Raw genomic sequence first — 23,238 nt, 5'->3', positions numbered from 1 at the left:
CCAGCGGGAGCAAGCTCCCTCGCCACAAAAAGCCCCAGCCACAGGTTGTGCGTCAGATCAGAACACCGAGGCGTAATCGCCCAGCTCGACCTGTACCGATTTGATGCGGGTGAAGTTGTTCAGCGAGCTGATGCCGTTCTCACGGCCCACGCCCGACTGCTTGTAGCCGCCGACCGGCATCTTGGCGTCGGACTCGCCCCAGGCGTTGATCCAGCAGATACCGGCTTCCAGTTGATGAATCACGCGGTGAGCGCGGTTCAGGTCGCGGGTCACGACGCCGGCAGCCAGGCCGAACTCGGTGTCGTTGGCGCGGCGGATCACTTCTTCTTCGGTTTCGTAGGTGAGGATGCTCATTACCGGGCCAAAGATTTCTTCACGAACGATGGTCATCTCGTCGGTGCAGTCGGTGAACACGGTCGGTGCCACGAAGGCGCCTTTGGCGAATTCGCCTTCGGTCAGACGCTCGCCGCCGCACAGCAGGCGCGCGCCTTCTTCCTTACCTTTGGCGATGTAGCCGAGCACACTTTCCATGTGGGCGAAGCTGACCAGCGGGCCGAAGTTGGTATTTTCGTCTTCCGGGTTGCCGACGCGGATGCGCGCAACGCGTTCCACGATCTTGGCTTCGAAAGCGGCTTTCAGGTGGCTCGGTACGAACACGCGAGTGCCGTTGGTGCAGACCTGGCCGGAGCTGTAGAAGTTGGCCATCATCGCGGTGTCGGCGGCGCGATCGAGGTCGGCGTCGTCGAAAATGATCAGCGGGGATTTGCCGCCCAGTTCCATGGTCACGTCTTTCAAGGACGAGCCGGAAGCGCTGGCCATGACCTTCTTGCCGGTGTCGGTGCCGCCGGTGAAGGAGATTTTTTCGATGCGTGGGTGCTCGGTCAGCCAGGTGCCGACTTCACGGCCGCTACCGGTCAGAACGTTGAACACGCCTGCTGGCAGGCCCGCTTCGGTGTAGATCTCAGCCAGTTTCAAGGTGGTCAGGGAAGTGACTTCGCTTGGCTTGAAGATCATCGCGTTACCGGCCGCCAGGGCTGGAGCGGATTTCCACAGGGCGATCTGGATCGGGTAGTTCCACGCGCCGATACCGGCCACGATGCCCAGAGGCTCGCGACGGGTGTAGACGAACGAGGTGGTGCGCAGCGGGATTTGTTCGCCTTCGATGGCTGGCACCAGGCCTGCGTAGTATTCCAGTACGTCAGCGCCGGTAACGATGTCGACGTAGCGGGTTTCGGAGTACGCCTTGCCGGTGTCCAGGGTTTCCAGTGCGGCCAGTTCATCGTTGCGCTCGCGCAGGATTTCAACGGCGCGGCGCAGGATGCGCGAACGCTCCATGGCAGTCATCGCGGCCCAGATTTTCTGGCCTTTTTCGGCGCTGACGACAGCGCGCTCGACGTCGGCGAAGGTTGCACGTTGCACTGTGGCGAGAACTTCACCGTTAGCCGGGTTGATGGCTTCGAAGGTGGCGTCGCCGCTGGCGTCGGAGTAACCGCCGTCGATGTAGAGTTTTTGCAGTTCGAAACGGGCCATAGAGTCCTCGCAAGTGCATTTAGTTATTGGCGTCAGCCACCGGACGTGCCGTAAAACCTGGGCACGTTGATCAGTCGCCGTTCAGGGGCCGAGCGGTTATGTGTGCTCTAGCAGCTCCTGTTTAGCCAGTTGGATATCCATATATTCGTAAGCGATTCGTTGCGCCTGCTCGGTGTCGAAAGCGTCTCCCGACAGCGCGCCGCGCAACCACAAACCGTCAATCAGAGCCGCCAGCCCGCGTGCTGCGTTGCGTGCCTGATCAAGCGGCAGCACTCGGCGGAACTCGCAGCACAGGTTGGAATACAGGCGGTGATCGTTGATCCGCTGCAACCTGTGTAAAGACGGTTGGTGCATGCTGGTTGCCCAGAAGGCCAACCAGGTTTTCATTGCCGGGCCATTGACCTGGCTGGCGTCGAAGTTGCCTTCGATAATCACCTGAAGATGAGCCCGCGGGCTGTTATCTCCCAGCGCCAGGCGGCGCGCGGTGACGTTCTCGCTGAGGACGCTCATCAGATACCGCATCGTGGCGGCGATCAGGCCATTCTTGTCCTGAAAATAGTGACTGATGATGCCATTCGAGACACCAGCCAAACGGGCGATCAGCGCAATGCTGGCGTCCCCCATCCCGACTCGATCGACGGCCTGCAATGTGGCTTCGATCAACTGCTGACGGCGGATGGGTTGCATACCGACCTTGGGCATCTTGCACATCTCCTTAGGCCTCCCGGTGGGCGAAAAACGGCTACCGGATTGAGGGCCAGTCTATTTTGTTTTGATTGAACGTTCAATCAACAAAGAATAAGATCTGCGACAAATCGTCGCTGCCTACAGGTTTTTCCTACATGTGGTTGGCGGAAAAACGACATCCGAAAAATGCTCGAAACCCGCACAGGGCATGCTGCGAACCGATTTCAATGGACGCGTTGTATGGGCAAGACGCTCAGGGTCATGCGCTGCGTCATGTACGCGCGCGCGATCTTCGAGGTCGGTTTTCAACACGGCTGCCGCGGTTTCGGGCTTTTTTCGGGGTGTCTTTATATCACCCGCAGGTCGGCTGCCAACTAACCGATTGGTCGGGTACTGCTTTGCCTTGTGTCTTTCTCTCGCACTGCCTGGAGCATCTGTGCAATGAGTTCTGCCTCTCTTATAAAGACCCCACCCGAGAAGGTGACGGTCAACGGTTGGGTGTTCTACACCTCGACCGCATTGATCCTGCTGCTGACCGCCATCCTCATCGCCGCGCCGCAAGAAGCCGGGAGAATGCTGGGGATCGCTCAGGCGTGGTTGTCGCGCAGCTTCGGCTGGTACTACATGGTGGTGATCGCCGCCTATTTGGTATTCGTCGTCGGCCTGGCGTTCTCGTCCTACGGCAAGCTCAAGCTGGGTAGCAAGGACGATACCCCGGACTTCAGCTATGGCGCCTGGGCCGGGATGCTGTTCTCGTCCGGTATCGGTATCTCGCTGCTGTACTTCGGTGCATCCGAACCGCTGGATCACTACTTCAATCCGCCGGAAGGCGCGGCGGGCAGCAACCTGGCAGCGCGTCAGGCAGTACAGCTGACGTTCCTGCATTGGGGGCTGCATGGCTGGGCGATCTACGCCTTGGTCGGTCTGGCCGTGGCGTACTTTGCGTACCGTCATAACCAGCCGCTGGCGTTGCGTTCGGCGCTGTATCCGCTGGTGGGCGAGCGTTGGGTCAAAGGCGCGGCCGGTCATGCGGTGGACGGCTTCGGCATGTTCGTGACCCTGCTGGGTCTGGTGACCAACCTGGGGATTGGTTCGCTGCAAGTGTCGTCGGGTCTTGAGAACCTGTTCGGCATGGCGCACAGCGACACCAACCTGCTGATCGTGATCATCGTGATGAGCACTGTGGCGACCATCGCTGCCGTGTCGGGCGTGGAAAACGGTATCCGCCGTCTGTCCAACCTGAACATCGTGCTGTTCAGCGGCCTGCTGATTTTCGTCCTGCTGTTCGGCCCGACCTTGCACCTGCTTAACGGCTTCGTGCAGAACATCGGCGACTACCTGAACGGTGTGGTGCTGAAAACCTTCGACCTGTACGTGTACGAAGCCGACAACGCCAAATCCGAGCGCTGGTTGGGCCTGTGGACCCTGTTCTACTGGGCCTGGTGGATTTCCTGGGCGCCATTCGTAGGCATGTTCATCGCGCGTATTTCTCGCGGTCGTACCGTGCGTGAACTGGTGGCCGGCGTGCTGCTGATTCCGCTGGGCTTCACCTTGGCCTGGTTGTCGATCTTCGGTAACTCGGCACTGGATCTGGTGATGAATCACGGGGCGGTGGAGCTTGGGAAGACGGCGCTGGAACAGCCGTCCATGGCGATCTATCAGCTGCTTGAGCACTACCCGGCGTCGAAGATCGTGATCGGCGTGTCGATTTTTGTCGGCTTCGTGTTGTTCCTGACCCCGGCCGACTCTGGCGCGGTGATGATGGCGAACCTGTCCTGCAAGGGCGGCAACGTCGACGAAGACGCGCCGCACTGGCTGCGGATCTTCTGGTCGGTGGTGATCACGCTGGTGACCATTGGCCTGCTGCTCGCCGGTAACTTCGAAGCCATGCAAACCATGGTGGTGCTGGCCGGTCTGCCGTTCTCGGTGGTGCTGGTGTTCTTCATGTTCGGCTTGCACAAGGCCATGCGCCAGGACGTGCAGATCGAGCAGGAACAAGCCGAACTGGCGGCGCGTGGTCGTCGTGGTTTCAGCGAGCGTCTGACCCAGCTGGACCTGCAACCGAGCCAGTCGATCGTTCAGCGCTTCATGGACAAACACGTCAGCCCGGCGCTGGAAGATGCGGCGGCGCAATTGCGTACTCAGGGGCTGGACGTGCAAACGTTGCTGGGTAAAGCCAAGCGTTGCATGGGCGTGCGGATCGAGATGGAAGAGGGCAATCCGTTTGTCTACGAAGTGAGCCTGGACGGCTATCTGGCTGCGCCGAGCGAGTCGCCGAACCCGGATGAAGCGCGCACGCGTTACTACCGCGCCGAGGTGTACCTGCACAACGGAAGTCAGGAGTACGACTTGATGGGTTTCACTCAGGATCAGATCACCCGTGATGTGCTCGATCAGTTTGAAAGCCATCGACAGCTCCTGGGCCGTGTCTATAGCTAAGACTTAAGTGACGCGGTGCATCAACTGCACCGCGGCTCCGTTGTGGTGAGGGGGCTTGTCGGAACGCCGCAACGCCCCGCTCGACTGCGCAGCAGTCGTAAATCCGGATAACGCGATCTCTCTGAAGCACCGTGGTGCCAGATTTTGGGGCCGCTGCGCGACCCAACGGGGGCAAGCCCCCTCGCCACAGTAGTCTGTGTTTGCAGTCCAACTGTTGCACTAACAAAAACGCCGCGATCCTCTCGCGGCGTTTTTGTGTCTGCTGTCTTACCCCAGGTTCTTGCCGAGCAGCGCGTGGTACAGCTCGCTGTCGCCGAGAATCCCCACCACTTTATTGTTGTCGTGCAGTACCAGCTTGTTGCCGGTCTGATAACGAATCTGCAGCGCGTCGCGCATGCCGATGTTCGAGTCCACCAGCGTTGGGCGACGGCCCAGGCCTTCCACCGCTTGCCCCGGTACCCAGTTCTGCAGGTCCAGGCTGGAACCGTTCTGGCGTGCGCCTTTGATGGTGTTGCCTTCGGCCAGGTCCAGCCACGAATCGCCACCCGGATCCAGGCATACCGAGCCGTTGATGCGTTTGCAGTTGTCCAGCGTGCGCATCAGGCTGCGACCGCACAGTACGTTCAGCGGGTTGGTGTGCGCGACGAAGGTCCGCACGTAGTCATCGGCCGGGTTGAGGACGATTTCTTCCGGCTTGCTGTACTGGATGATCCGGCCGTCTTTCATGATTGCGATGCGGCTGCCGAGTTTCAGCGCTTCATCGAGATCGTGACTTACAAAGACGATGGTCTTGTGCAGCTTGCGTTGCAGTTCCAGCAGTTCATCTTGCAGACCCTGGCGAATCAGCGGGTCGAGTGCCGAGAAGGGTTCGTCCATCAGCAGGATGTCGGCGTCCATCGCCAGCGCGCGGGCCAGGCCCACACGTTGCTGCATGCCGCCGGAAAGTTCGTCGGGCTTCTTGTTGCGCCATTGGGTCAGGCCCACCAGTTCGAGCTTTTCATCGACCAGCTGGCGACGTTCCTTCTCGGGACGACCCTGCATTTCGAGGCCGAAGCTGATGTTCTCGCGCACCGTCAGCCAAGGCATCAGGGCGAACTTCTGGAACACCATGGCGATGCGTTTGGTGCGCATCATTTTCAGCTCGGCCGGGGTGCAGGAGGCGATGTCGATCTGGCGGCCTTCATGCTCGACGAACAGCTTGCCACGGCTGACCGTGTTCAAGCCGTTGATGCAGCGCAGCAAGCTGGATTTGCCGGAGCCGGAGAGGCCCATCAGCACGCAGATTTCGCCTTTCTCGATGTCCAGGCTGGCTTTTTCAACGCCAACGATTTGCCCGGTTTTCTTCAGGATCTGGTCGCGGGTCATGCCCTGATCCAGCAGCTTGAGGGCCTCGCGTGGATCCTTGGAGAAGATAACGTCGACGTTATCGAAGCGAATTATGCTCATGCGTCACCCCCTACTTTGGCGTCGGGTTGTTTGCAGATACGGTCGAGCATGATCGCCAGCAGTACGATCGCCAACCCGGCTTCGAAGCCCAGGGCGATATCGGCAGTGTTCAGTGCGTTGACCACGGGTTTGCCCAGGCCATCGGCGCCCACCAGTGCCGCGATCACCACCATCGACAACGACAGCATGATGCACTGGGTGATACCGGCGGCGATGCTTGGCATCGCGTGGGGCAGTTCAATACGCGAGAGCAGCTGACGACGCGAGCAGCCAAAGGCCTTGCCGGCGTCCATCAGTTCTTGCGGCACATCGCGGATGCCCAGGTAGGTCAGACGAATAGGCGCGGCAATCGCGAACACTACCGTTGAAATCAGACCCGGGACCACACCCAGACCGAACAGGGTCAGGGTAGGAATGAGGTACACGAACGTCGGTACGGTCTGCATCAGATCGAGCACCGGACGCATCATCGTGTAGAACATCGGTTTGTGCGCGGCGACGATGCCCAACGGCACGCCAATGATCACGCAGACAAAGGTAGCGAACAGCACCTGGGCGAGGGTTTCCATGGTTTCCTGCCAGTAACCCAGATTGAGGATCAGCAGGAAGGAGGCGATCACGAAAGCGGTCAGGCCCCATTTGCGTTGGATGAAGTGAGCCAGCAGTGCGATCAATCCGATCAGTGCCAGCGGGTTGAACCAGGTCAGCGCAAACGTCACGCCGTGGATCATCGTTTCCAGTGTCGTGGCGATCGCATCGAATGTGCTGGCGCCGTGTTGCGTCAACCATTCAACGAAGGCAGCGATGTACTGGCCTAAAGGGATTTTCTGATCAATCAGCATGGTAGTGAACGTCCGCATGCGAGGAAAAAAACAGCCCGGGCGAGCGAACTCGCCCGGCGTCAACGATTACTTTGCAAGCTTGGCTTTCACGGCTTCCAGGCCAGGTTTACCGTCAATGGTGGTCACGCCAGCGAGCCAGGTATCGAGTACCTGTGGGTTCTTTTTCAGCCAGGCCTTGGCAGCTGCTTCAGGTTTCATCTTGTCGTCCAGGATGTTGCCCATCAGCGAGCTTTCCATGTCTACGGTGAACTCCAGATTCTTCAGCAACTGGCCAACGTTGCTGCATTCCTGGGTGTAGCCCTTGCGGGTGTTGGTCAGGACTGTCGCCGCACCGAAATCCGGGCCGAAATAATCATCGCCGCCGGTGAGGTACTGGATCTTGAAGCGCTTGTTCATCGGATGCGGTGCCCAGCCCAGGAACACCACGGCGGTATCGCGCTTCTGAGCGCGGTCGACTTGCGAGAGCATGCCGGCTTCGCTGGACTCGACCACTTTGAAACCAGCGTCTTTGAGGCCGAAGGCGTTCTTGTCGATCATACTCTGGATCAGGCGGTTGCCATCGTTACCCGGCTCGATGCCATAGATTTTGCCGTCGAGTTCTTTCTTGAATTTGGTTATATCGGCGAAGTCATGCAGGCCTTTGTCGTAAAGCGCTTGCGGCACCGCCAGGGTGTACTTGGCGCCCTTGAGGTTAGTACGCACGGTTTCCACGGTGCCGGCATCACGGTAGGCCTTGATGTCGTTTTCCATGGTCGGCATCCAGTTGCCGAGGAACACGTCCATGTTCTTGCCGTCGGCCAGGGACTTGTAGGTCACCGGCACGGAAATCATGGTGGTCTTGGTCTTGTAGCCCAGCGCGTCGAGCACGACGCTGGTGGTCGCCGTTGTGGCGGTGATGTCGGTCCAGCCGACATCGGAGAAGTTTACGGTGCTGCACTGTGCCGGTTCTGCGGCATGAGCCAGAAGCGGCAGACTCAGCATCGCGGCCAACAACAACGACGGGGAACCTATTTTCATGGGTGGACTCCTGAGTGTTTTTTTTGGGCGGTGTTCTGACCGCACTTATGAGTGTTGCGGTTGGTCGGCGTATGGAGACTGCTCTACCACAGCGCCGTGCAATCGAGTCGAGACTGATCATGGACCAGTGAAATTCTGACGCCTACAGGGTGCGTCGTATCCAGTACAGGGATGGTCGCATCCAGTGTCGGTGAGGTCGTTTACAGCTTTATTCAGCGCTTTTTAGTCCTCTGAACTGTAAAAAAACGGCCAAAACATGCCGTCTGCGGCCAGCGGCGTTGGTGAGCATGGGTACGTCGGTGTGAGACGTCGAACGACATCGCAAAAGCCCGATGATGCGGTTATCTCGGCGGATCGCAGCTTGAGCGTAGCAGCTCCGTCACCGGGTGCTTTGACACCTGGAATCTGCTCATCGAGGAGTCTCGCAAGTCATGGCTATCAGTGTTTTCGACCTGTTCAAAATCGGTATTGGCCCCTCAAGTTCGCACACGGTGGGGCCTATGCGCGCTGCGGCGTTGTTCGTCGAATCGTTGCGCGAGAAGGGGCTTCTGGAGCAGGTGCACCGGATCGAAGTCCAGCTGTTCGGTTCGTTGTCGGCTACCGGCATCGGTCATGGCAGCGACAATGCGGTGATCATGGGTTTGATGGGTGAATGGCCGGACGCGATTGACCCGTCGCAAATCGGCATTCGCATCGACACCTTGCGTGAAACCCATACCCTGTTGCTCGATGGTCGCTTGCCGGTGCCCTTCATCTGGGCGCGGGACATGCGCCTGATCGATGAGAACCTGCCATTCCATCCCAATGCGATGACCCTGGTGGCTGAAGGCGAAAACGCTGAGTTGCACCGCGACACCTACTATTCAGTCGGCGGTGGTTTTGTCGTTGATGAGGCGCAGGCTTCAAGCGGCGTGGTCGACCTGGACAGCACCGTATTGCCTTACGATTTTTCCAGCGCAGCGGAGCTGCTTGCCCTGTGCAAGAAACACAACTTGCGCGTCGCCGAGTTGATGATGGCGAACGAAAAGGTCTGGCGTTCGGAAGAGGAAATCCGCAGCGGCCTGATGAAACTCTGGCGTGCCATGCAGGACTGCGTCGAGCAGGGCCTCAAGCACGAAGGCATCTTGCCTGGTGGCCTGAATGTGCGCCGCCGCGCCGCTAAATTGCATCGCAGCCTGCAAGAGCTGAACAAGCCCAACGTGATCGGCTCGACCTTGAGCGCCATGGAGTGGGTCAACCTGTTCGCCCTCGCGGTTAACGAAGAAAATGCGGCAGGCGGGCGGATGGTCACGGCACCGACTAACGGCGCAGCGGGAATCATCCCGGCGGTGTTGCACTACTTCATGAAGTTCAGCGAGGCGGTGACGGACGCTAATGTCGTCGACTATTTCCTTGGTGCAGCAGCGGTCGGGATTCTGTGTAAAAAGAACGCCTCGATTTCCGGCGCTGAAGTCGGCTGCCAGGGCGAAGTCGGATCGGCTTGCGCGATGGCGGCGGCCGGGTTGGCGGAGATTCTTGGGGCGACGCCGGAGCAACTCTGCAACGCGGCGGAAATCGGTCTGGAGCATAACCTTGGCCTGACGTGCGATCCGGTCGGCGGGCTGGTGCAGGTGCCGTGCATCGAGCGCAACGCGATTGCCGCGGTGAAGGCGATCAATGCTGCACAAATGGCCTTGCGCGGCGACGGTCAGCACTTCATCTCGCTGGACCGGGTGATCCGCACCATGCGCGATACCGGCGCCGACATGCACGATAAATATAAAGAGACATCACGCGGTGGGTTGGCGGTCAGCGCGGTTGAGTGCTGAGATCGCCTCGCCACAGTGGACCAGTCAAAACTGCGCGCTAAGTGAACACTGATCCAACTGAGCGCCACCTTTTAGCGCGTCGCAAATAGGCAACAAAAATCTCCTGCGGTCAGACGTCATTCCGGGCGCTGACCGCTCGTCACCTGTGCTTGGGGTGACACTCTTTCCCGGCACTTTTGATGCGCTTCCCAAAAGTGCTACCGATTTGCTCACACCCCGCGGGGTAGGGCATCTGCCAGCCTGATAACCCTTGCGCATCGACTGAGCTCTATAGACACATATAGACACATCGCGACGTCGTTTTCAGGAGTTATTGAATGAGCATTCAATTTTAGGCATGGCAATTGCTCTGTCATAACAAAGCCCCGTCTCACGCAAGAGAACGATGGCCATAACAAGAGCCTCCGCCTGAGGCCATCACCCGCTTTGTGTGAGGAGATACCGCGATGACGTCGTTCAACTCCGGGGCGCAACCCCAGAACCGTGCGCCTCAATCCATCGGCTTTTTGCTGCTGGACAATTTCACGCTGATTTCTCTGGCCTCTGCAGTAGAACCCCTGCGCATGGCCAACCAATTGTCCGGTCGCGAGTTGTATCGCTGGAGTACGCTCACCGTTGACGGCGGCCAGGTCTGGGCCAGTGACGGCCTGCAAATCACCCCTGACGCCTCCATGCACAAAGCCCCGCCCCTGGACACCGTGATTGTCTGTGGCGGCATCGGCATTCAACGCACGGTGACCCGTGAACACGTGTCGTGGCTGCAAAGCCAGGCCCGTCAGTCGCGCCGTCTTGGCGCTGTCTGCACCGGCAGTTGGGCCCTGGCCTGCGCCGGTCTGCTGGACGGTTTCGATTGCAGCGTGCACTGGGAATGTCTGGCGTCGATGCAGGAAGCTTTCCCGCGAGTGGCGATGAGCACTCGCTTGTTCACCCTCGACCGTAACCGGTTCACCAGCTCCGGCGGCACCGCGCCACTGGACATGATGTTGCACCTGATCAGCCGCGACCACGGCCGCGAATTGTCGGCGGCGATCTCGGAAATGTTTGTCTACGAGCGCATTCGTAACGAGCAGGATCATCAGCGCGTGCCGCTCAAGCACATGCTGGGCACCAATCAGCCGAAGTTGCAGGAAATCGTCGCGCTGATGGAAGCCAACCTTGAAGAGCCGATCGACCTCGATGAACTGGCGGTGTACGTCGCGGTATCACGTCGTCAGCTGGAGCGGCTGTTCCAGAAATACCTGCACTGCTCGCCGTCGCGCTACTACCTCAAGCTGCGGCTGATCCGCGCCCGGCAATTGCTCAAGCAAACGCCGATGTCGATCATCGAAGTGGCCTCGGTCTGCGGCTTCGTGTCGACCCCGCACTTCTCCAAGTGCTACCGCGAATACTTCGGCATTCCTCCGCGTGACGAACGCGTCGGTTCCAACACCACCCAACAGGTGGCAATGATGCCGATCCCGCAGGCACTGGTGCTGGCGCCGTTGTCCGGGCCGATGTCGGCGTTGAGTCAGGCGCGTAACGAGTCGACTTTCGCTAGCGTAAGGCTCTAACTGAGCGCGCTTTTGTGGCGAGGGAGCTTGCTCCCGCTGGGCTGCGTAGCAGCCCCAAATCGAAGAACGCGCAATGTCAGTCAAACGCGTTTACCGGATTTGCGACCGCTTTGCGGTCGAGCGGGAGCAAGCTCCCTCGCCACAGAGAGTGATCAGGCGCTACGGCTCTGCTGGTACAGCGCCAATGCCGGCAGCAGTTGCTTGTCGATCGCCTGGCGCACGGCGGGCAGAATAGTCGCGCTGCTGGTGTACATATCCTTGACCATTTTGCGCAGCTCATAGGCTCGCGTGTCATCCAGGCCACGTACCGCGCATTCACAGGCCTGCTCTGCAGTGGCTCCCATCGGGACTTCAAATCCGCGTGCCTTGAGCTGGCCCAACAGGTCTTCCTGGTCAATCAAATCAGCGTGCATCATGACGCAATCCTTCTTCAGGGAACGGTGTCGTGGTTCGATTCTGGTAGCGGTGATGGGGCGGGGCAAGGACGATTTGTCGCAATGGCCGCAATACCTATGAACAGGTCGTTTTCGACTAACTTGCGTGAGTGGGGAGTAGGCACACTGGATTCAGCTGGCTTCACGAAGGTTTGGTCACCCTCGCGCAACAGCTCCTCAACAGTAACTTCTGCCTCGATCCTGTCACGGCTTGATCGGGGTTTTTTTTGTCTGTGAATCAGGTGTGGGTGTGTTGTCTGAGGCGACGCCATCGCGGGCAAGCCTTGCTCCTACAGGCGGGGTAATCAGATACCCTCGTAGGAGCAAGGCTTGCTCCGGGCGGCGTTCCGACGATGAACGATGACACGGTCTAGCGTTGCAACACCAAGATGCGCGAGAGCAATTCATCGCGATCGATGTAGCAGCCCTGAAAATGCCGGGCACCGCTGGTGGGGTCGAAAGCGTTACGGGCATGCAGGGTTCGGCGGTTGTCGAAGCACCACATTTCACCGGGGTTGAGACGGGTGATGAGCCGGAAACGCGCTTCGCGGGTCATGGCGATAAAGCGTCGATAGGCCCGATACAGCTTGGGCATCTGCTCGACCGAAGCATCGAACGGCCCTCGCAGGAAATTCGCCATGCGGATTTCCGACACCTGTCCCAGCGTATCGAGGGCGATGATCGGCGCCAGGCAGCGGTAGTCGCTGTGGCGGTCCTTGTTGCGAAACTCCACGGGGATCTCGCACAGCGCACGGAAGGCCTCGGGGTCTTCCTGACGCAAGGCGTCGGCAATGGCAAAACCGTCGACAAAAATGCTCTCGCCGCCGTCCGCGTCATTGACCAGGCAATGCAGGAATTGCAGCCCCGGTTGCAACTCGCGCGTCGGCAGGTCGCTGTGCAGCGGCAGGTTGAATGCGGTGTAAGCGTTGCTGTCGGCGTCGGCCTTGGATTGCACGTTGAACAGCACACCGAAATTGCTCTCGCGGATAAACGAAATCCGCTTGGCAATGTGCGTCAGTGAGCCGGGTTCGGTGGGGGCGCCGCGTACTTGGGTCAGGCCGATATCGCGCAGTGCCAGAAGCCATTGCAGCAGCGCCTTGGGATCGTCCATTACCGCCTGATAGTCGAACACCGGCAGCTTCAGTTGGTTGTTCCACAACTGGCTTTTAGGTTTGCCGGCGCTGCGCTCGGCGCGGGATTCGTCGTCATAGGCGTGAGCACGTAACCAGCCGGGGTCGAAGCGGCTGGTATGGCCGTCCAGCCAGTCGATAGACAGACAGCCCTGAGCATCCACTTGGGCCACGACGGGGTACAGATCTTCAGCGACATCGACGATTTCCAGCACCTGTTCACGGGTCACGGCATACACGCAAACCGGGCACGGACAGTTGTCGCGCAACCATTGATGATGAAAAGGACTGACCCGGCCATCGGCCCACTTCACCAGCACGTGATCCGCCAGGGTTTGCACGGTGGTCAATGCACTGATCAAAGGGTAACTGCGGAAGTCGGCAACAGCGGCGGCGGTGTTCATGCGAGCTCCTTGTTTTGATTGTTATTTTTCCGGCGGTAAGGCGATCACGCGGCCAATATAGGCAGGGGTGGGCAGGTCCGATTGCAATGCGCTCATGGCCCGCAGTTTGTTCAGTACCGACTCGCTGAACGGTGCCGAGCGCGGCCCCGCTAGGTCGACGTGCAGCAGCATTTGTTCGTTGCCCGCCAGTTCCTGCTCTTCGCCGACCAGATGAAGGCTGTGATAGAGGTGCAGGCGTTTACGGTCGTGACCGATGATCTGGGTGTGAACCTCGACCTCGGCGCCGAGCTTCACTTCATGCAGGTAGTTGAGGTGCAGTTCGAGGGTGAACAGCGAGTTGCCGCTGGCTTCGCGGTTGTTGCTGTCCATGCCCAGTTGATCCATCAGCGCATCGGTGGCGTAGCTGAAGATCAGCAGGTAAAACGCATCGCGCAGATGGCCGTTGTAGTCGACCCAGTCGGGGATGATTTTGGTGGTATAGGTAGTTAGGGCTGGCATGGTGCCGCTCCACAAATGTTCATGGGTTAACACATGTGGCGAGGGAGCTCGCTCCCGCTGGACTGCGTAGCAGTCCCAAAACCTGCAGTTGCGTTCTATCAGATAAAACGCCTTTACCGGTTTTTACGACCGCTTCGCGGCCGAGCGGGAGCAAGCTCCCTCGCCACGGGGTATTGCGCTTATTCGCTGAAGGTCATGCCATGTTTGGCCTTGGTGGTCTTCACCGCCTCCAGCACCGCCAGCAAGCAATCGTCACGATAGCGTTCCAGCGCTGAAATGCTGTGTTTGCCCAGTTGATCGCTGGTGCCGTCGACCACGTCGTCGATCAGCTTGTCGGTCAATTCCGGTGCGGGCAGGTAAGTCCATGGCAGTTGCAACGCCGGACCGAATTGCGCCATGAAGTGCCGCATACCGGCATCGCCACCGGCCAGGGTGTAGGTCAGGAACGTGCCCATGAACGACCAGCGCAGCCCGGCGCCAAACCGAATCGCATCGTCGATTTCACCGGTGGTTGCCACGCCGTCGTTGACCAGGTGCAGTGCCTCGCGCCACAGCGCTTCGAGCAGACGGTCAGCGATGAAGCCCGGTACTTCCTTGCGCACATGTAGCGGGCGCATGCCCAGCGATTCGTAGACTTTCATCGCTGCCTGCACCGCTTCTGGCGCAGTGTTCTTGCCACCGACCACTTCCACCAGTGGCAGCAGGTAAACCGGGTTGAACGGATGGCCGACCACGCAACGTTCCGGGTGGGTCGAGCCCTCGTAGAACTCGCTCGGCAACAGCCCTGAAGTGCTGGAACCGATCAGTGCATTGGGCTTGGCCGCCGCGCTGATTTTGCTGTGCAGTTCGAGCTTCAGTTCAAGGCGTTCCGGGGCGCTTTCCTGGATGAAGTCGGCATCCCGCACGCATTCTTCGATGGTTGCGACAAAGCGCAGGCGATCTTGCGAAGCGCCGGGTGCCAGGCCCTGTTTCTCCAGCGCACCCCAGGCATTGGCGACACGTTTGCGCAGCGCGACTTCGGCGCCGGGCGCCGGGTCCCAGGCCACCACATCAAGGCCATGGGCGAGGGCACGGGATACCCAGCCGCTGCCGATGACACCACTGCCCAGCGCGGCGAATGTTTTGATTTCGGTGATAAAGCTCATGGCAAATTCCTGGAAGTATTCGGTGATCCAATGTAGGAGCGAGCTTGTGTGGCGAGGGGGCTTGCCCCCGTTGGGTCGCGAAGCGGCCCCAAAATCAGCCAATGCGGTCTGTCAGTAAAAGCGCATCGGCCGGTTTACGACTGCTTCGCAGCCGAACGGGGGCAAGCCCCCTCGCCACAAAAGCTCGCACCTACAGGTGATAGGTGTGGTGTGGTTTAACCGCGCTTGGTCAGGCCCATCTTCGCCCGGCCTTCGGCTGGGGTCAGGACGCGGGCACCGAGGCGGCTGAGGATTTCGCTGGCGCGCTCGACCAGTTGGCCGTTGGTCGCCAGTACGCCGCGATCCAGCCAGATGTTGTCTTCCAGCCCGACCCGCACGTTGCCACCCAGCAGCACCGCTTGAGCGGCCATCGGCATTTGCATGCGACCGATGCCGAACCCGGCCCAGACCGCATTGGCCGGCAAGTTGTCGACCATGGCTTTCATGGTGGTGGTGTCAGCCGGTGCGCCCCATGGGATGCCCAGGCACAGCTGGAACAGCGGGTCGTCGAGCAGGCCTTCCTTGATCAGCTGTTTGGCGAACCACAGGTGACCGGTGTCGAAAATTTCCAGCTCGGCCTTCACGCCCAGCTCTTGAATGCGTTTGGCGCCAGCGCGCAGCTGGGCCGGGGTGGAGACGTAAATGGTGTCGCCGTCGCCGAAATTCAGGGTGCCGCAATCGAGCGTGCAGATTTCCGGCAGCAGCTCTTCAACGTGAGCCAGACGGGTCAGCGGACCGACCAGGTCGGTGTTCGGGCCGAACTCCATCGGGTTTTCGCCAGCGCCGATTTCCAGGTCGCCGCCCATGCCAGCCGTCAGGTTGACGATGATGTCGACGTCCGCTTCGCGGATGCGCTCCATCACTTCACGGTACAGCGCCACATCGCGGCTGAACTTGCCGGTTTCAGGGTTGCGCACGTGGCAGTGGACCACGGTGGCGCCGGCTTTGGCGGCTTCCACGGCAGCGGCTGCGATCTGTTTCGGGGTGACCGGCACGTGTGGGCTTTTGGCGGTCGTGTCGCCAGCACCGGTGAGTGCGCAGGTGATGATGACGTCGTGGTTCATGGTGCGGTTTCCTTCAGACATGATTTTTGGGCGTAGCGGGCCCGCTCGCAGCCGAAACCGGCTGCGAAGAGGGGATTCATTCGGGTTTATTGACTGCTCAGTTGCAGGTTCTCGGCAGCCGGTTTGCCGTCGAACGTGGTCACACCTTCAAGCCAGCGTTGCTTGTCTTGCGGGTGATCCTTGAGCCATTGCTTGGCTGATTCGAAAGCGTCCTTGTGATCGAGCAGCGGCTGCATCATCCGGCTCTCGTCTTCGGCGGTGAAGGTCAGGTTGCTCAGCAAGCGGCTGACGTTCGGGCACTGGCTGGCGTAGTTCGGGGCGGTCACGGTCCAGACGGTGGCTGAGCCTTCGTTCGGACCCAGGGCGTCCTGGCTACCGGTGAGGTAGGTCATTTTCACGTTGACGTTCATCGGGTGCGGCGCCCAGCCGAAGAACACCACGGCTTCGTTGCGGCGTACGGCGCGATCGACTGCCGCGAGCATGCCGGCCTCACTGGATTCGACCAGCTGGAATTTGCCCAGGCCGAACTGGTTCTTGGCGATCATTTCCTTGATCTGGGTGTTGGCGCCCGAACCCGGCTCGATGCCGTAGATCTTGCCGCCCAGTTCTTTTTCGAACTTGGCGATATCAGCGAAGGTTTTCAGGCCCTTGTCGGCGAGGTAAGTCGGCACGGCCAGGGTGGCACGGGCATCCTTGAGGCTCGGTTCACTCAGGACGGTCACCTGCTTGCCGGCGACAAACGGGGTGATGGTCTGGGTCATCAGCGGATTCCAGTAGCCGAGGAACATGTCCAGGCGCTGGTCGCGGATGCCGGCGAAGATGATTTGCTGGGAAGCACTGGTTTGTTTGGTCTTGTAGCCGAGGCCATCGAGCAGGACCTGGGTCATGGCGCTGGTGGCGATCACGTCGGTCCAGTTCACCACACCCATGCGCACGTTCTGGCAGGCGGCGGGGTCGGCAGCCATCGCGCCGGAACTCAAGAAAGCGGTACCACTGAGTGCGAGAACGCAGCTGCTGATCAGTCGTTTCATGGTGGGATCCTCGGCAGGTCGTTATTGTGGGTTCCGGCATCTGTCGTGCCGGTGATGTCAAGTTACGCAGCTGAACCCGGCAGAAAACGCACAGCGGCGACCAGCTCTTGCACTGCAGCGACCTGTGCTCTTGTCTGTCGCTTGCAAGTGGCGTATCAACGTCCACACGCTGCCCGCCATCCGAGTGCGCTCCATGTCCCAGGATTTCTACTTTCTGTTGATGCCGGGTTTCTCGGCCATCGGTTTCATCTCGGCGATCGAACCGCTTCGGGTGGCTAACCGCTTTCGTGGCGAGTTGTACCGCTGGCATGTGCTGAGCGCCGACGGCGGTCCGGTATTGGCCAGCAACGGCATGTCGCTCAACGCCGATGCGGCGCTGGAACCACTGAAAAAGGGCGCGACCTTGTTGGTGGTCGCGGGGTTCGAGCCGTTGGAGTTCGTCAACCCGACACTGGAACACTGGCTGCGTCGCCTCGATCACGACGGCGTGACCCTCGGCGGCATCGACACCGGCAGTTTTGTCCTCGCAGAAGCAGGGCTGCTCGACGGCCACCGCGTGACCCTGCACTGGGAAGCCATCGACGCGTTCAAGGAGTCTTATCCACAGCTCAGCGTGACCCAAGAGCTGTTCGAAATCGATCGGCGCCGCATCACCTCGGCCGGTGGCACAGCCTCTATCGACCTGATGCTCGACCTGATCGCCCAGGCTCACGGCCCCGAGTTGGCGATCCAGGTCAGCGAGCAATTCGTGCTCGGGCGCATCCGCCCGCGCAAAGACCACCAACGCATGCAGATCGCCACGCGTTACGGCATCAGCAACAAGAAACTGGTGCACGTAATTGGCGAGATGGAACAACACAGCGAACCGCCGCTCAGCACGCTGGAACTGGCAGATTCGATCAAGGTGACGAGACGACAGCTTGAGCGGCTGTTCCGCTTGCACCTCAACGACACGCCGAGCAATTTCTACCTGGGGCTAAGACTGGAAAAAGCCCGGCAGCTGCTGCGCCAGACCGACATGAGCGTGCTGGAAGTGAGCATCGCCTGCGGGTTTGAATCGCCGTCATATTTCACCCGCAGTTATCGGACGCGGTTTGCCCGATGCCCGCGCGAGGATCGACGGCGAGTGAATACAATCGAATGATTCATTGTGGCGAGGGAGCTTGCTCCCGTTCGGCCGGTCCGCGTCGGGCGCAGCAGTCGTTCTTGGGGCCGCTTCGCAGCCCAGCGGGAGCAAGCTCCCTCGCCACAGGTTTTTGTGTACCTTATTTCTTCATCAACCCCGAACACGCCGCTTTGTACGCCTCATGCTGATACTTGTTCAGCGTCGCCGGCAGTGCAAAGTCGAACTTCTTGTTCTGCGCATTGATGGTCTGCGGTGACAGCAGCGTCACCTCGCAGTTGTCCAGCAACTGGAAAACCCCTTCGATCTTGAACGTGGTCGGGCCGCCGGCGAACTCGCCTTTTTTGCTGCGCTTCTTGATTGCGATGCGCTGAATGCCGTTGTCACGAACAAAGGCGCCGACCTGCGCGGCGAAGGCTTTGACGTTGGCGGCTTCGTCATCGTCGTCGAGAGCGATTTTCTTGGTGTTCAGGGCGACGTGAGTCAGCACTTGATTGTCGAGGGAGGCGACGGCGAAGATCGCCTCGCTGCCTTTGATTTCGATGCCACAGAATTTCATGAACACGCCTTGAGATGATGGTGCTGTTGCAGGGCAGTAGAACTGCGCTTATTGCTGGCCGATCGATTCCAGAAACTCCGACCGTTCGTCGCTCTTGCTCGCCAGGCAATCGTTCAGGTCCATGGTGTAGGTCTTGCTGCCCACCGCTGCGGGGAACGCTGCAATCGCGCAATCGGCATCCCGCGATTTCATCCAGAACTGCTCGGCAGTCTGGAGTTTGCCGGTAATGTCTGCCAACTGCGCCTTGTTGTTCGCGTATTGGGTTTTCATCCGATCTAGCAATCCCTGGAAATTGTCCTTGAGCAGTTGTTCGGCGGTGTTTTTGCTATAGGTCGAGCATTCCAGGGTCTGGACGTCGTTTTCGACCGCATCGCACGGGTTTTTGTCGGCTTCTTCTGCCGCCTGTACGCCGGTCGCTATCAGTGCCAAAGCCAGGAAGATCGATTTCATTGCGTAGCCGCCCCTTGTTCCAGTGATGCATCCAGTGATGCGGCGAATTCTGGCCCAACTATTCGGGAAAGAACAGGAGGGCAAAGGGCATGCGGTGGGACCCTTTGTCGCGTATTGACGCTTTCGGCAATTCCCCTGTCGTTTTTGCACCCGGCTGCCCCGTCCCTCAAGCATATGCTGACCCAAAGCGCCGGCAGACGATTCGGCGCATGAATCGCTAATAGGGGACTGCCTGATGAGCCCAGCCGAATTGCACGCCGACAGCATCGTTATCGACGGGCTGATTATTGCCAAGTGGAACCGCGAGCTGTTTGAAGATATGCGCAAAGGCGGCTTGACCGCGGCCAACTGCACCGTGTCGGTGTGGGAAGGGTTCCAGGCAACCGTCAACAACATCGCCGCCAGCCAGAAGCTGATTCGCGAGAACAGCGACCTGGTGATTCCGGTGCGCACCACCGCTGACATCCGCAAAGCCAAGGAGCAGGGCAAGACCGGCATCCTGTTCGGCTTCCAGAATGCTCACGCCTTCGAAGACCAGATCGGCTATGTCGAGGTCTTCAAGCAGCTGGGCGTCGGTATTGTGCAGATGTGCTACAACACCCAGAACCTGGTCGGTACCGGTTGCTACGAGCGCGATGGCGGCCTGTCGGGTTTCGGTCGTGAGATCGTTGCCGAGATGAACCGCGTCGGTGTCATGTGCGACCTGTCCCACGTCGGCTCGAAGACTTCCGAAGAAGTCATCCTCGAATCCAAGAAACCGGTGTGCTACTCCCATTGCCTGCCGTCGGGTCTGAAAGTGCACCCGCGCAACAAGTCCGATGAAGAACTGAAGTTCATCGCCGATCACGGCGGTTTCGTCGGCGTGACCATGTTCGCGCCGTTCCTGGCCAAGGGTATTGATTCGACCATCGACGATTACGCCGAAGCCATCGAGTACACCATGAACATCGTCGGCGAAGACGCCATCGGCATCGGCACCGACTTCACCCAGGGCCATGGCCAGGACTTCTTCGAATACCTGACCCATGACAAGGGCTATGCCCGTCGTCTGACCAGCTTCGGCAAGATCATCAACCCGCTGGGCATCCGCACCGTGGGCGAGTTCCCGAACCTGACCGAGACGCTGCTCAAGCGCGGCCATTCCGAGCGCGTAGTGCGCAAGATCATGGGCGAAAACTGGGTCAACGTCCTCAAGGACGTCTGGGGCGAATAAGCCGCCGTACCTCTGAATCCTTTCCCGCTGCCACCCGAGCAGCGGGCAACACAAAAAATTTTCTGGAGTTTAAGTTTCCATGGCCAAGATCGCCCCGCAACTGCCAATCGAAGTCGACAGCGAAACCGGTGTCTGGACCTCCGACGCCCTGCCGATGCTGTATGTGCCGCGTCACTTCTTCGTCAACAACCACATGGGCATCGAGGAAGTGCTGGGCGCTGACGCCTATGCCGAGATCCTCTACAAGGCCGGCTACAAGTCCGCCTGGCACTGGTGTGAAAAAGAAGCTGAATGCCACGGCCTGGAAGGCGTTGCGGTGTTCGAGCACTACATGAAGCGCCTGTCGCAACGTGGCTGGGGCTTGTTCAAGATCCAGGACATCGACCTCGACAAAGGCACTGCCAGCGTCAAGCTCGAGCACTCGGCATTCGTCTACGTCTACGGCAAGGTCGGACGCAAGGTCGACTACATGTTCACTGGCTGGTTTGCCGGTGCCATGGACCAGATCCTGCAAGCGCGCGGCAGCAAGATTCGCACCGTCGCCGAACAGGTTTACGGTGGCTCCGAAGAAGGCCACGACGACGGCTTGTTCACCGTCAAGCCGTTGTAAGTCGAGGATCCTGCCATGGCTTTCGAAGCAATGTTCCAGCCGATTCAAATCGGCAAACTGACCATCCGCAACCGCGTGCTCAGCACCGCGCACGCCGAGGTTTACGCCACCGACGGCGGCATGACCACCGATCGGTACGTGAAGTACTACGAAGAGAAAGCCAAGGGCGGGATCGGCCTGGCGATTTGCGGCGGTTCTTCCAGCGTGGCCATCGACAGCCCGCAAGGCTGGTGGAAATCGGTCAACCTGGCCGACGACCGGATTATTCCGCACTTCCAGAACCTGGCTGATGCCATGCACAAGCATGGCGCCAAGATCATGATCCAGATTACCCACATGGGCCGTCGTTCGCGTTGGGACGGCGAGCATTGGCCGACCCTGCTGTCGCCGTCGGGCATCCGTGAACCGGTGCACCGCGCGACCTGCAAAACCATCGAGCCGGAAGAAATCTGGCGGGTGATCGGCAACTACGCCAGTGCTGCTGCGCGTGCCAAGGCCGGTGGCCTGGACGGCGTTGAACTGTCGGCAGTGCACCAGCACATGATCGACCAGTTCTGGAGCCCGCGCGTCAACAAACGTACCGACGAATGGGGCGGCAGCTTCGAGAACCGCATGCGTTTCGGCCTGGAAGTGATCAAGGCTGTGCGTAAGGAAGTCGGTCCGGATTTCTGCGTCGGCATCCGTATCTGCGGTGATGAATTCCACCCTGATGGCCTGAGCCATGAGGACATGAAGCAGATCGCCAAGTACTACGACGACACTGGCATGATCGACTTCATCGGCGTCGTGGGCTCGGGGTGCGATACCCACAACACCCTGGCCAACGTTATCCCCAACATGAGTTATCCACCGGAGCCGTTCCTGCACTTGGCGGCCGGTATCAAGGAAGTGGTCAAGGCCCCGGTGCTGCATGCGCAGAACATCAAGGACCCGAACCAGGCAACACGTATTCTGGAAGGCGGTTACGTCGACATGGTCGGCATGACCCGTGCGCACATCGCCGACCCGCACCTGATCGCCAAGATCAAGATGGGCCAGATCGACCAGATCAAACAATGCGTGGGTGCCAACTACTGCATCGACCGTCAGTACCAGGGTCTGGACGTGCTGTGCATCCAGAACGCCGCGACCTCCCGTGAATACATGGGCGTACCGCACATCATCGAGAAATCGACCGGTGTGAAACGTAAAGTCGTGGTGGTCGGTGCCGGCCCTGCCGGGATGGAAGCGGCGCGTGTAGCCGCCGAACGTGGCCACGACGTGACCCTGTTCGAGAAGAAAGAGTTCATCGGCGGACAGATCACTACCGCCTCGAAAGCCCCGCAACGGGACCAGATCGCCGGTATCACCCGTTGGTTCCAGCTGGAACTGGCGCGTTTGAAAGTCGACCTGCGCCTGGGCGTAGCCGCTGACGCGGCGACCATTCTCGATCTGCGTCCGGACATCGTGGTGCTCGCCGTTGGCGGTCATCCGTTCCTGGAGCAGAACGAGCACTGGGGCGCGGCTGAAGGCCTGGTGGTCAGCAGCTGGGACGTGCTCGACGGCAAGGTGCTGCCTGGCAAAAACGTGCTGGTCTACGACACCATTTGCGAGTTCACCGGGATGTCGGTTGCCGACTACCTCGCGGACAAGGGCAGCCAGGTCGAGATCGTCACCGACGACATCAAGCCGGGCGTGGCCATCGGCGGTACGTCGTTCCCGACGTACTACCGCAGCATGTACCCGAAAGAAGTGATCATGACCGGCGACATGATGCTCGATAAGGTCTACCGCGAAGGCGACAAGCTGGTGGCGGTGCTGGAAAACGAATACACCGGCGCCAAAGAGGAGCGGGTGGTTGACCAGGTCGTGGTCGAGAACGGCGTGCGGCCGGACGAAGAAATCTACTACGCGCTGAAGGAAGGCTCGCGCAACAAAGGCCAGATGGACATCGAAGCCTTGTTCGCGATCAAGCCTCAGCCTTCGCTGAGCCAGGCGGGTGACGGCTACTTGCTGTTCCGCATCGGTGACTGCGTGGCCCAGCGTAACACGCACGCGGCGATCTACGACGCGTTGCGGTTGTGCAAGGATTTCTAACGGATTTACCACCATCACCTGTGGCGAGGGAGCTTGCTCCCGCTGGGCTGCGAAGCAGCCCCAAAACCTGCAGTCGAGGTGTATCAGGTGTACACCTGAGACTGTTTTGGGAGCGCTTCGCACTCCAGCGGGAGCAAGCTCCC

At 59.8% G+C, this 23,238-nt stretch carries 20 protein-coding genes; 7 read left to right on the top strand and 13 right to left on the bottom strand.

Features of this window, described 5'->3' with window-relative positions:
* Nucleotides 1–57 precede the first annotated feature (57 nt).
* Both betB and betI read right to left on the bottom strand, forming a co-directional pair.
* The gene (betB, locus tag AO353_RS07805; RefSeq protein ID WP_054594394.1) at nt 58–1,530 is read right to left on the bottom strand and encodes a betaine-aldehyde dehydrogenase; all 1,473 of its coding nucleotides are present in this window, start codon (nt 1,528–1,530) and stop codon (nt 58–60) included.
* A gap of 96 nt (nt 1,531–1,626) precedes the next feature.
* Nucleotides 1,627–2,232 (bottom strand): transcriptional regulator BetI, encoded by a 606-nt coding sequence (gene betI, locus AO353_RS07800; RefSeq protein ID WP_054594393.1) that lies wholly within the window; start codon nt 2,230–2,232, stop codon nt 1,627–1,629.
* A gap of 483 nt (nt 2,233–2,715) precedes the next feature.
* Between betI and AO353_RS07795 the strand changes: the two genes are divergently transcribed.
* Nucleotides 2,716–4,656, top strand: a complete 1,941-nt coding sequence (locus tag AO353_RS07795; RefSeq protein WP_371917630.1) for a BCCT family transporter — start codon at nt 2,716–2,718, stop codon at nt 4,654–4,656.
* A gap of 267 nt (nt 4,657–4,923) precedes the next feature.
* Here AO353_RS07795 and choV read toward each other — a convergent pair whose 3' ends face one another.
* The 3 genes from choV to AO353_RS07780 all read right to left on the bottom strand — a co-directional run bounded on the left by choV (nt 4,924) and on the right by AO353_RS07780 (nt 7,961).
* Nucleotides 4,924–6,102 (bottom strand): choline ABC transporter ATP-binding protein, encoded by a 1,179-nt coding sequence (gene choV, locus AO353_RS07790; protein WP_054594391.1) that lies wholly within the window; start codon nt 6,100–6,102, stop codon nt 4,924–4,926.
* Nucleotides 6,099–6,944, bottom strand: a complete 846-nt coding sequence (gene choW / locus AO353_RS07785; RefSeq protein WP_054594390.1) for a choline ABC transporter permease subunit — start codon at nt 6,942–6,944, stop codon at nt 6,099–6,101. The genes choV and choW overlap by 4 nt, the downstream gene beginning before the upstream one ends.
* 66 nt (nt 6,945–7,010) lie before the next feature.
* Nucleotides 7,011–7,961, bottom strand: a complete 951-nt coding sequence (locus AO353_RS07780) for a choline ABC transporter substrate-binding protein (RefSeq protein WP_019694015.1) — start codon at nt 7,959–7,961, stop codon at nt 7,011–7,013.
* Between the two features lie 431 nt (nt 7,962–8,392).
* On the opposite strand from AO353_RS07780, the gene AO353_RS07775 reads away from it, so the two are divergent.
* The gene (locus tag AO353_RS07775) at nt 8,393–9,769 is read left to right on the top strand and encodes an L-serine ammonia-lyase (protein WP_054594389.1); all 1,377 of its coding nucleotides are present in this window, start codon (nt 8,393–8,395) and stop codon (nt 9,767–9,769) included.
* A 446-nt stretch (nt 9,770–10,215) separates the two neighbouring features.
* Complete coding sequence (locus AO353_RS07770) at nt 10,216–11,319, top strand: GlxA family transcriptional regulator (protein WP_054594388.1); 1,104 nt, start codon at nt 10,216–10,218, stop codon at nt 11,317–11,319.
* Nucleotides 11,320–11,471: 152 nt separating this feature from the next.
* Here AO353_RS07770 and AO353_RS07765 read toward each other — a convergent pair whose 3' ends face one another.
* The 6 genes from AO353_RS07765 to choX all read right to left on the bottom strand — a co-directional run bounded on the left by AO353_RS07765 (nt 11,472) and on the right by choX (nt 17,064).
* Nucleotides 11,472–11,735 carry a hypothetical protein gene (locus AO353_RS07765; RefSeq protein ID WP_019694012.1) on the bottom strand — a complete coding sequence of 88 codons (264 nt, stop codon included), beginning with the start codon at nt 11,733–11,735 and terminating at the stop codon, nt 11,472–11,474.
* 388 nt (nt 11,736–12,123) lie between these two features.
* Nucleotides 12,124–13,287, bottom strand: a complete 1,164-nt coding sequence (locus tag AO353_RS07760) for a gamma-butyrobetaine dioxygenase (protein WP_054594387.1) — start codon at nt 13,285–13,287, stop codon at nt 12,124–12,126.
* A 21-nt stretch (nt 13,288–13,308) separates the two neighbouring features.
* A complete protein-coding gene (locus AO353_RS07755) occupies nt 13,309–13,785 on the bottom strand; it encodes a thioesterase family protein (RefSeq protein WP_054594386.1) in 477 nt (158 codons plus the stop codon).
* Between the two features lie 179 nt (nt 13,786–13,964).
* The gene (locus AO353_RS07750; RefSeq protein ID WP_054594385.1) at nt 13,965–14,930 is read right to left on the bottom strand and encodes an L-carnitine dehydrogenase; all 966 of its coding nucleotides are present in this window, start codon (nt 14,928–14,930) and stop codon (nt 13,965–13,967) included.
* A 215-nt stretch (nt 14,931–15,145) separates the two neighbouring features.
* Nucleotides 15,146–16,033 carry a 3-keto-5-aminohexanoate cleavage protein gene (locus tag AO353_RS07745; RefSeq protein ID WP_019694008.1) on the bottom strand — a complete coding sequence of 296 codons (888 nt, stop codon included), beginning with the start codon at nt 16,031–16,033 and terminating at the stop codon, nt 15,146–15,148.
* A gap of 86 nt (nt 16,034–16,119) precedes the next feature.
* Nucleotides 16,120–17,064, bottom strand: a complete 945-nt coding sequence (gene choX, locus AO353_RS07740) for a choline ABC transporter substrate-binding protein (protein ID WP_054594384.1) — start codon at nt 17,062–17,064, stop codon at nt 16,120–16,122.
* A 193-nt stretch (nt 17,065–17,257) separates the two neighbouring features.
* On the opposite strand from choX, the gene AO353_RS07735 reads away from it, so the two are divergent.
* The gene (locus tag AO353_RS07735; protein WP_054594383.1) at nt 17,258–18,208 is read left to right on the top strand and encodes a GlxA family transcriptional regulator; all 951 of its coding nucleotides are present in this window, start codon (nt 17,258–17,260) and stop codon (nt 18,206–18,208) included.
* A gap of 121 nt (nt 18,209–18,329) precedes the next feature.
* Here the strand turns inward: AO353_RS07735 and AO353_RS07730 are convergent, their stop codons facing one another.
* Together AO353_RS07730 and AO353_RS07725 are read right to left on the bottom strand one after the other, a co-directional pair.
* Nucleotides 18,330–18,746, bottom strand: coding sequence for a DUF3010 family protein (locus AO353_RS07730; RefSeq protein ID WP_054594382.1), 417 nt, complete (start codon nt 18,744–18,746; stop codon nt 18,330–18,332).
* A 48-nt stretch (nt 18,747–18,794) separates the two neighbouring features.
* Entirely contained in the window at nt 18,795–19,196 is a 402-nt protein-coding gene (locus AO353_RS07725) for a lysozyme inhibitor LprI family protein (RefSeq protein ID WP_054594381.1), read from the bottom strand.
* Nucleotides 19,197–19,431: 235 nt separating this feature from the next.
* On the opposite strand from AO353_RS07725, the gene AO353_RS07720 reads away from it, so the two are divergent.
* The 3 genes from AO353_RS07720 to dgcA all read left to right on the top strand — a co-directional run bounded on the left by AO353_RS07720 (nt 19,432) and on the right by dgcA (nt 23,095).
* Nucleotides 19,432–20,409 (top strand): dipeptidase, encoded by a 978-nt coding sequence (locus AO353_RS07720; protein WP_007907542.1) that lies wholly within the window; start codon nt 19,432–19,434, stop codon nt 20,407–20,409.
* A 79-nt stretch (nt 20,410–20,488) separates the two neighbouring features.
* Entirely contained in the window at nt 20,489–21,019 is a 531-nt protein-coding gene (locus AO353_RS07715; protein ID WP_008033249.1) for a DUF5943 domain-containing protein, read from the top strand.
* Between the two features lie 15 nt (nt 21,020–21,034).
* On the top strand, nt 21,035–23,095 hold the full coding sequence (gene dgcA, locus AO353_RS07710) for a dimethylglycine demethylation protein DgcA (RefSeq protein ID WP_054594380.1): 2,061 nt from the start codon (nt 21,035–21,037) through the stop codon (nt 23,093–23,095).
* Nucleotides 23,096–23,238: the final 143 nt, after the last annotated feature.

The organism is Pseudomonas fluorescens (assembly GCF_001307155.1).
GTDB lineage: Bacteria > Pseudomonadota > Gammaproteobacteria > Pseudomonadales > Pseudomonadaceae > Aquipseudomonas > Aquipseudomonas helvetica.
Note: the sequence above shows the minus strand (reverse complement) of the source record. Positions and strands in the feature narration are given on the sequence as shown.

Bases quoted from the DNA above. Each gene is read 5' to 3' on its own strand.
- AO353_RS07770 (WP_054594388.1), top strand. From the start codon at position 10,216: ATGACGTCGTTCAACTCCGGGGCGCAACCCCAGAACCGTGCGCCTCAA.
- AO353_RS07760 (WP_054594387.1), bottom strand. From the start codon at position 13,287: ATGAACACCGCCGCCGCTGTTGCCGACTTCCGCAGTTACCCTTTGATC.
- betI (WP_054594393.1), bottom strand. From the start codon at position 2,232: ATGCCCAAGGTCGGTATGCAACCCATCCGCCGTCAGCAGTTGATCGAA.
- choV (WP_054594391.1), bottom strand. From the start codon at position 6,102: ATGAGCATAATTCGCTTCGATAACGTCGACGTTATCTTCTCCAAGGAT.
- AO353_RS07735 (WP_054594383.1), top strand. From the start codon at position 17,258: ATGTCCCAGGATTTCTACTTTCTGTTGATGCCGGGTTTCTCGGCCATC.
- AO353_RS07775 (WP_054594389.1), top strand. From the start codon at position 8,393: ATGGCTATCAGTGTTTTCGACCTGTTCAAAATCGGTATTGGCCCCTCA.
- AO353_RS07715 (WP_008033249.1), top strand. From the start codon at position 20,489: ATGGCCAAGATCGCCCCGCAACTGCCAATCGAAGTCGACAGCGAAACC.
- AO353_RS07750 (WP_054594385.1), bottom strand. From the start codon at position 14,930: ATGAGCTTTATCACCGAAATCAAAACATTCGCCGCGCTGGGCAGTGGT.
- AO353_RS07730 (WP_054594382.1), bottom strand. From the start codon at position 18,746: ATGAAATTCTGTGGCATCGAAATCAAAGGCAGCGAGGCGATCTTCGCC.
- AO353_RS07720 (WP_007907542.1), top strand. From the start codon at position 19,432: ATGAGCCCAGCCGAATTGCACGCCGACAGCATCGTTATCGACGGGCTG.
- AO353_RS07765 (WP_019694012.1), bottom strand. From the start codon at position 11,735: ATGATGCACGCTGATTTGATTGACCAGGAAGACCTGTTGGGCCAGCTC.
- dgcA (WP_054594380.1), top strand. From the start codon at position 21,035: ATGGCTTTCGAAGCAATGTTCCAGCCGATTCAAATCGGCAAACTGACC.
- choW (WP_054594390.1), bottom strand. From the start codon at position 6,944: ATGCTGATTGATCAGAAAATCCCTTTAGGCCAGTACATCGCTGCCTTC.
- AO353_RS07780 (WP_019694015.1), bottom strand. From the start codon at position 7,961: ATGAAAATAGGTTCCCCGTCGTTGTTGTTGGCCGCGATGCTGAGTCTG.
- AO353_RS07755 (WP_054594386.1), bottom strand. From the start codon at position 13,785: ATGCCAGCCCTAACTACCTATACCACCAAAATCATCCCCGACTGGGTC.
- AO353_RS07725 (WP_054594381.1), bottom strand. From the start codon at position 19,196: ATGAAATCGATCTTCCTGGCTTTGGCACTGATAGCGACCGGCGTACAG.
- choX (WP_054594384.1), bottom strand. From the start codon at position 17,064: ATGAAACGACTGATCAGCAGCTGCGTTCTCGCACTCAGTGGTACCGCT.
- betB (WP_054594394.1), bottom strand. From the start codon at position 1,530: ATGGCCCGTTTCGAACTGCAAAAACTCTACATCGACGGCGGTTACTCC.
- AO353_RS07745 (WP_019694008.1), bottom strand. From the start codon at position 16,033: ATGAACCACGACGTCATCATCACCTGCGCACTCACCGGTGCTGGCGAC.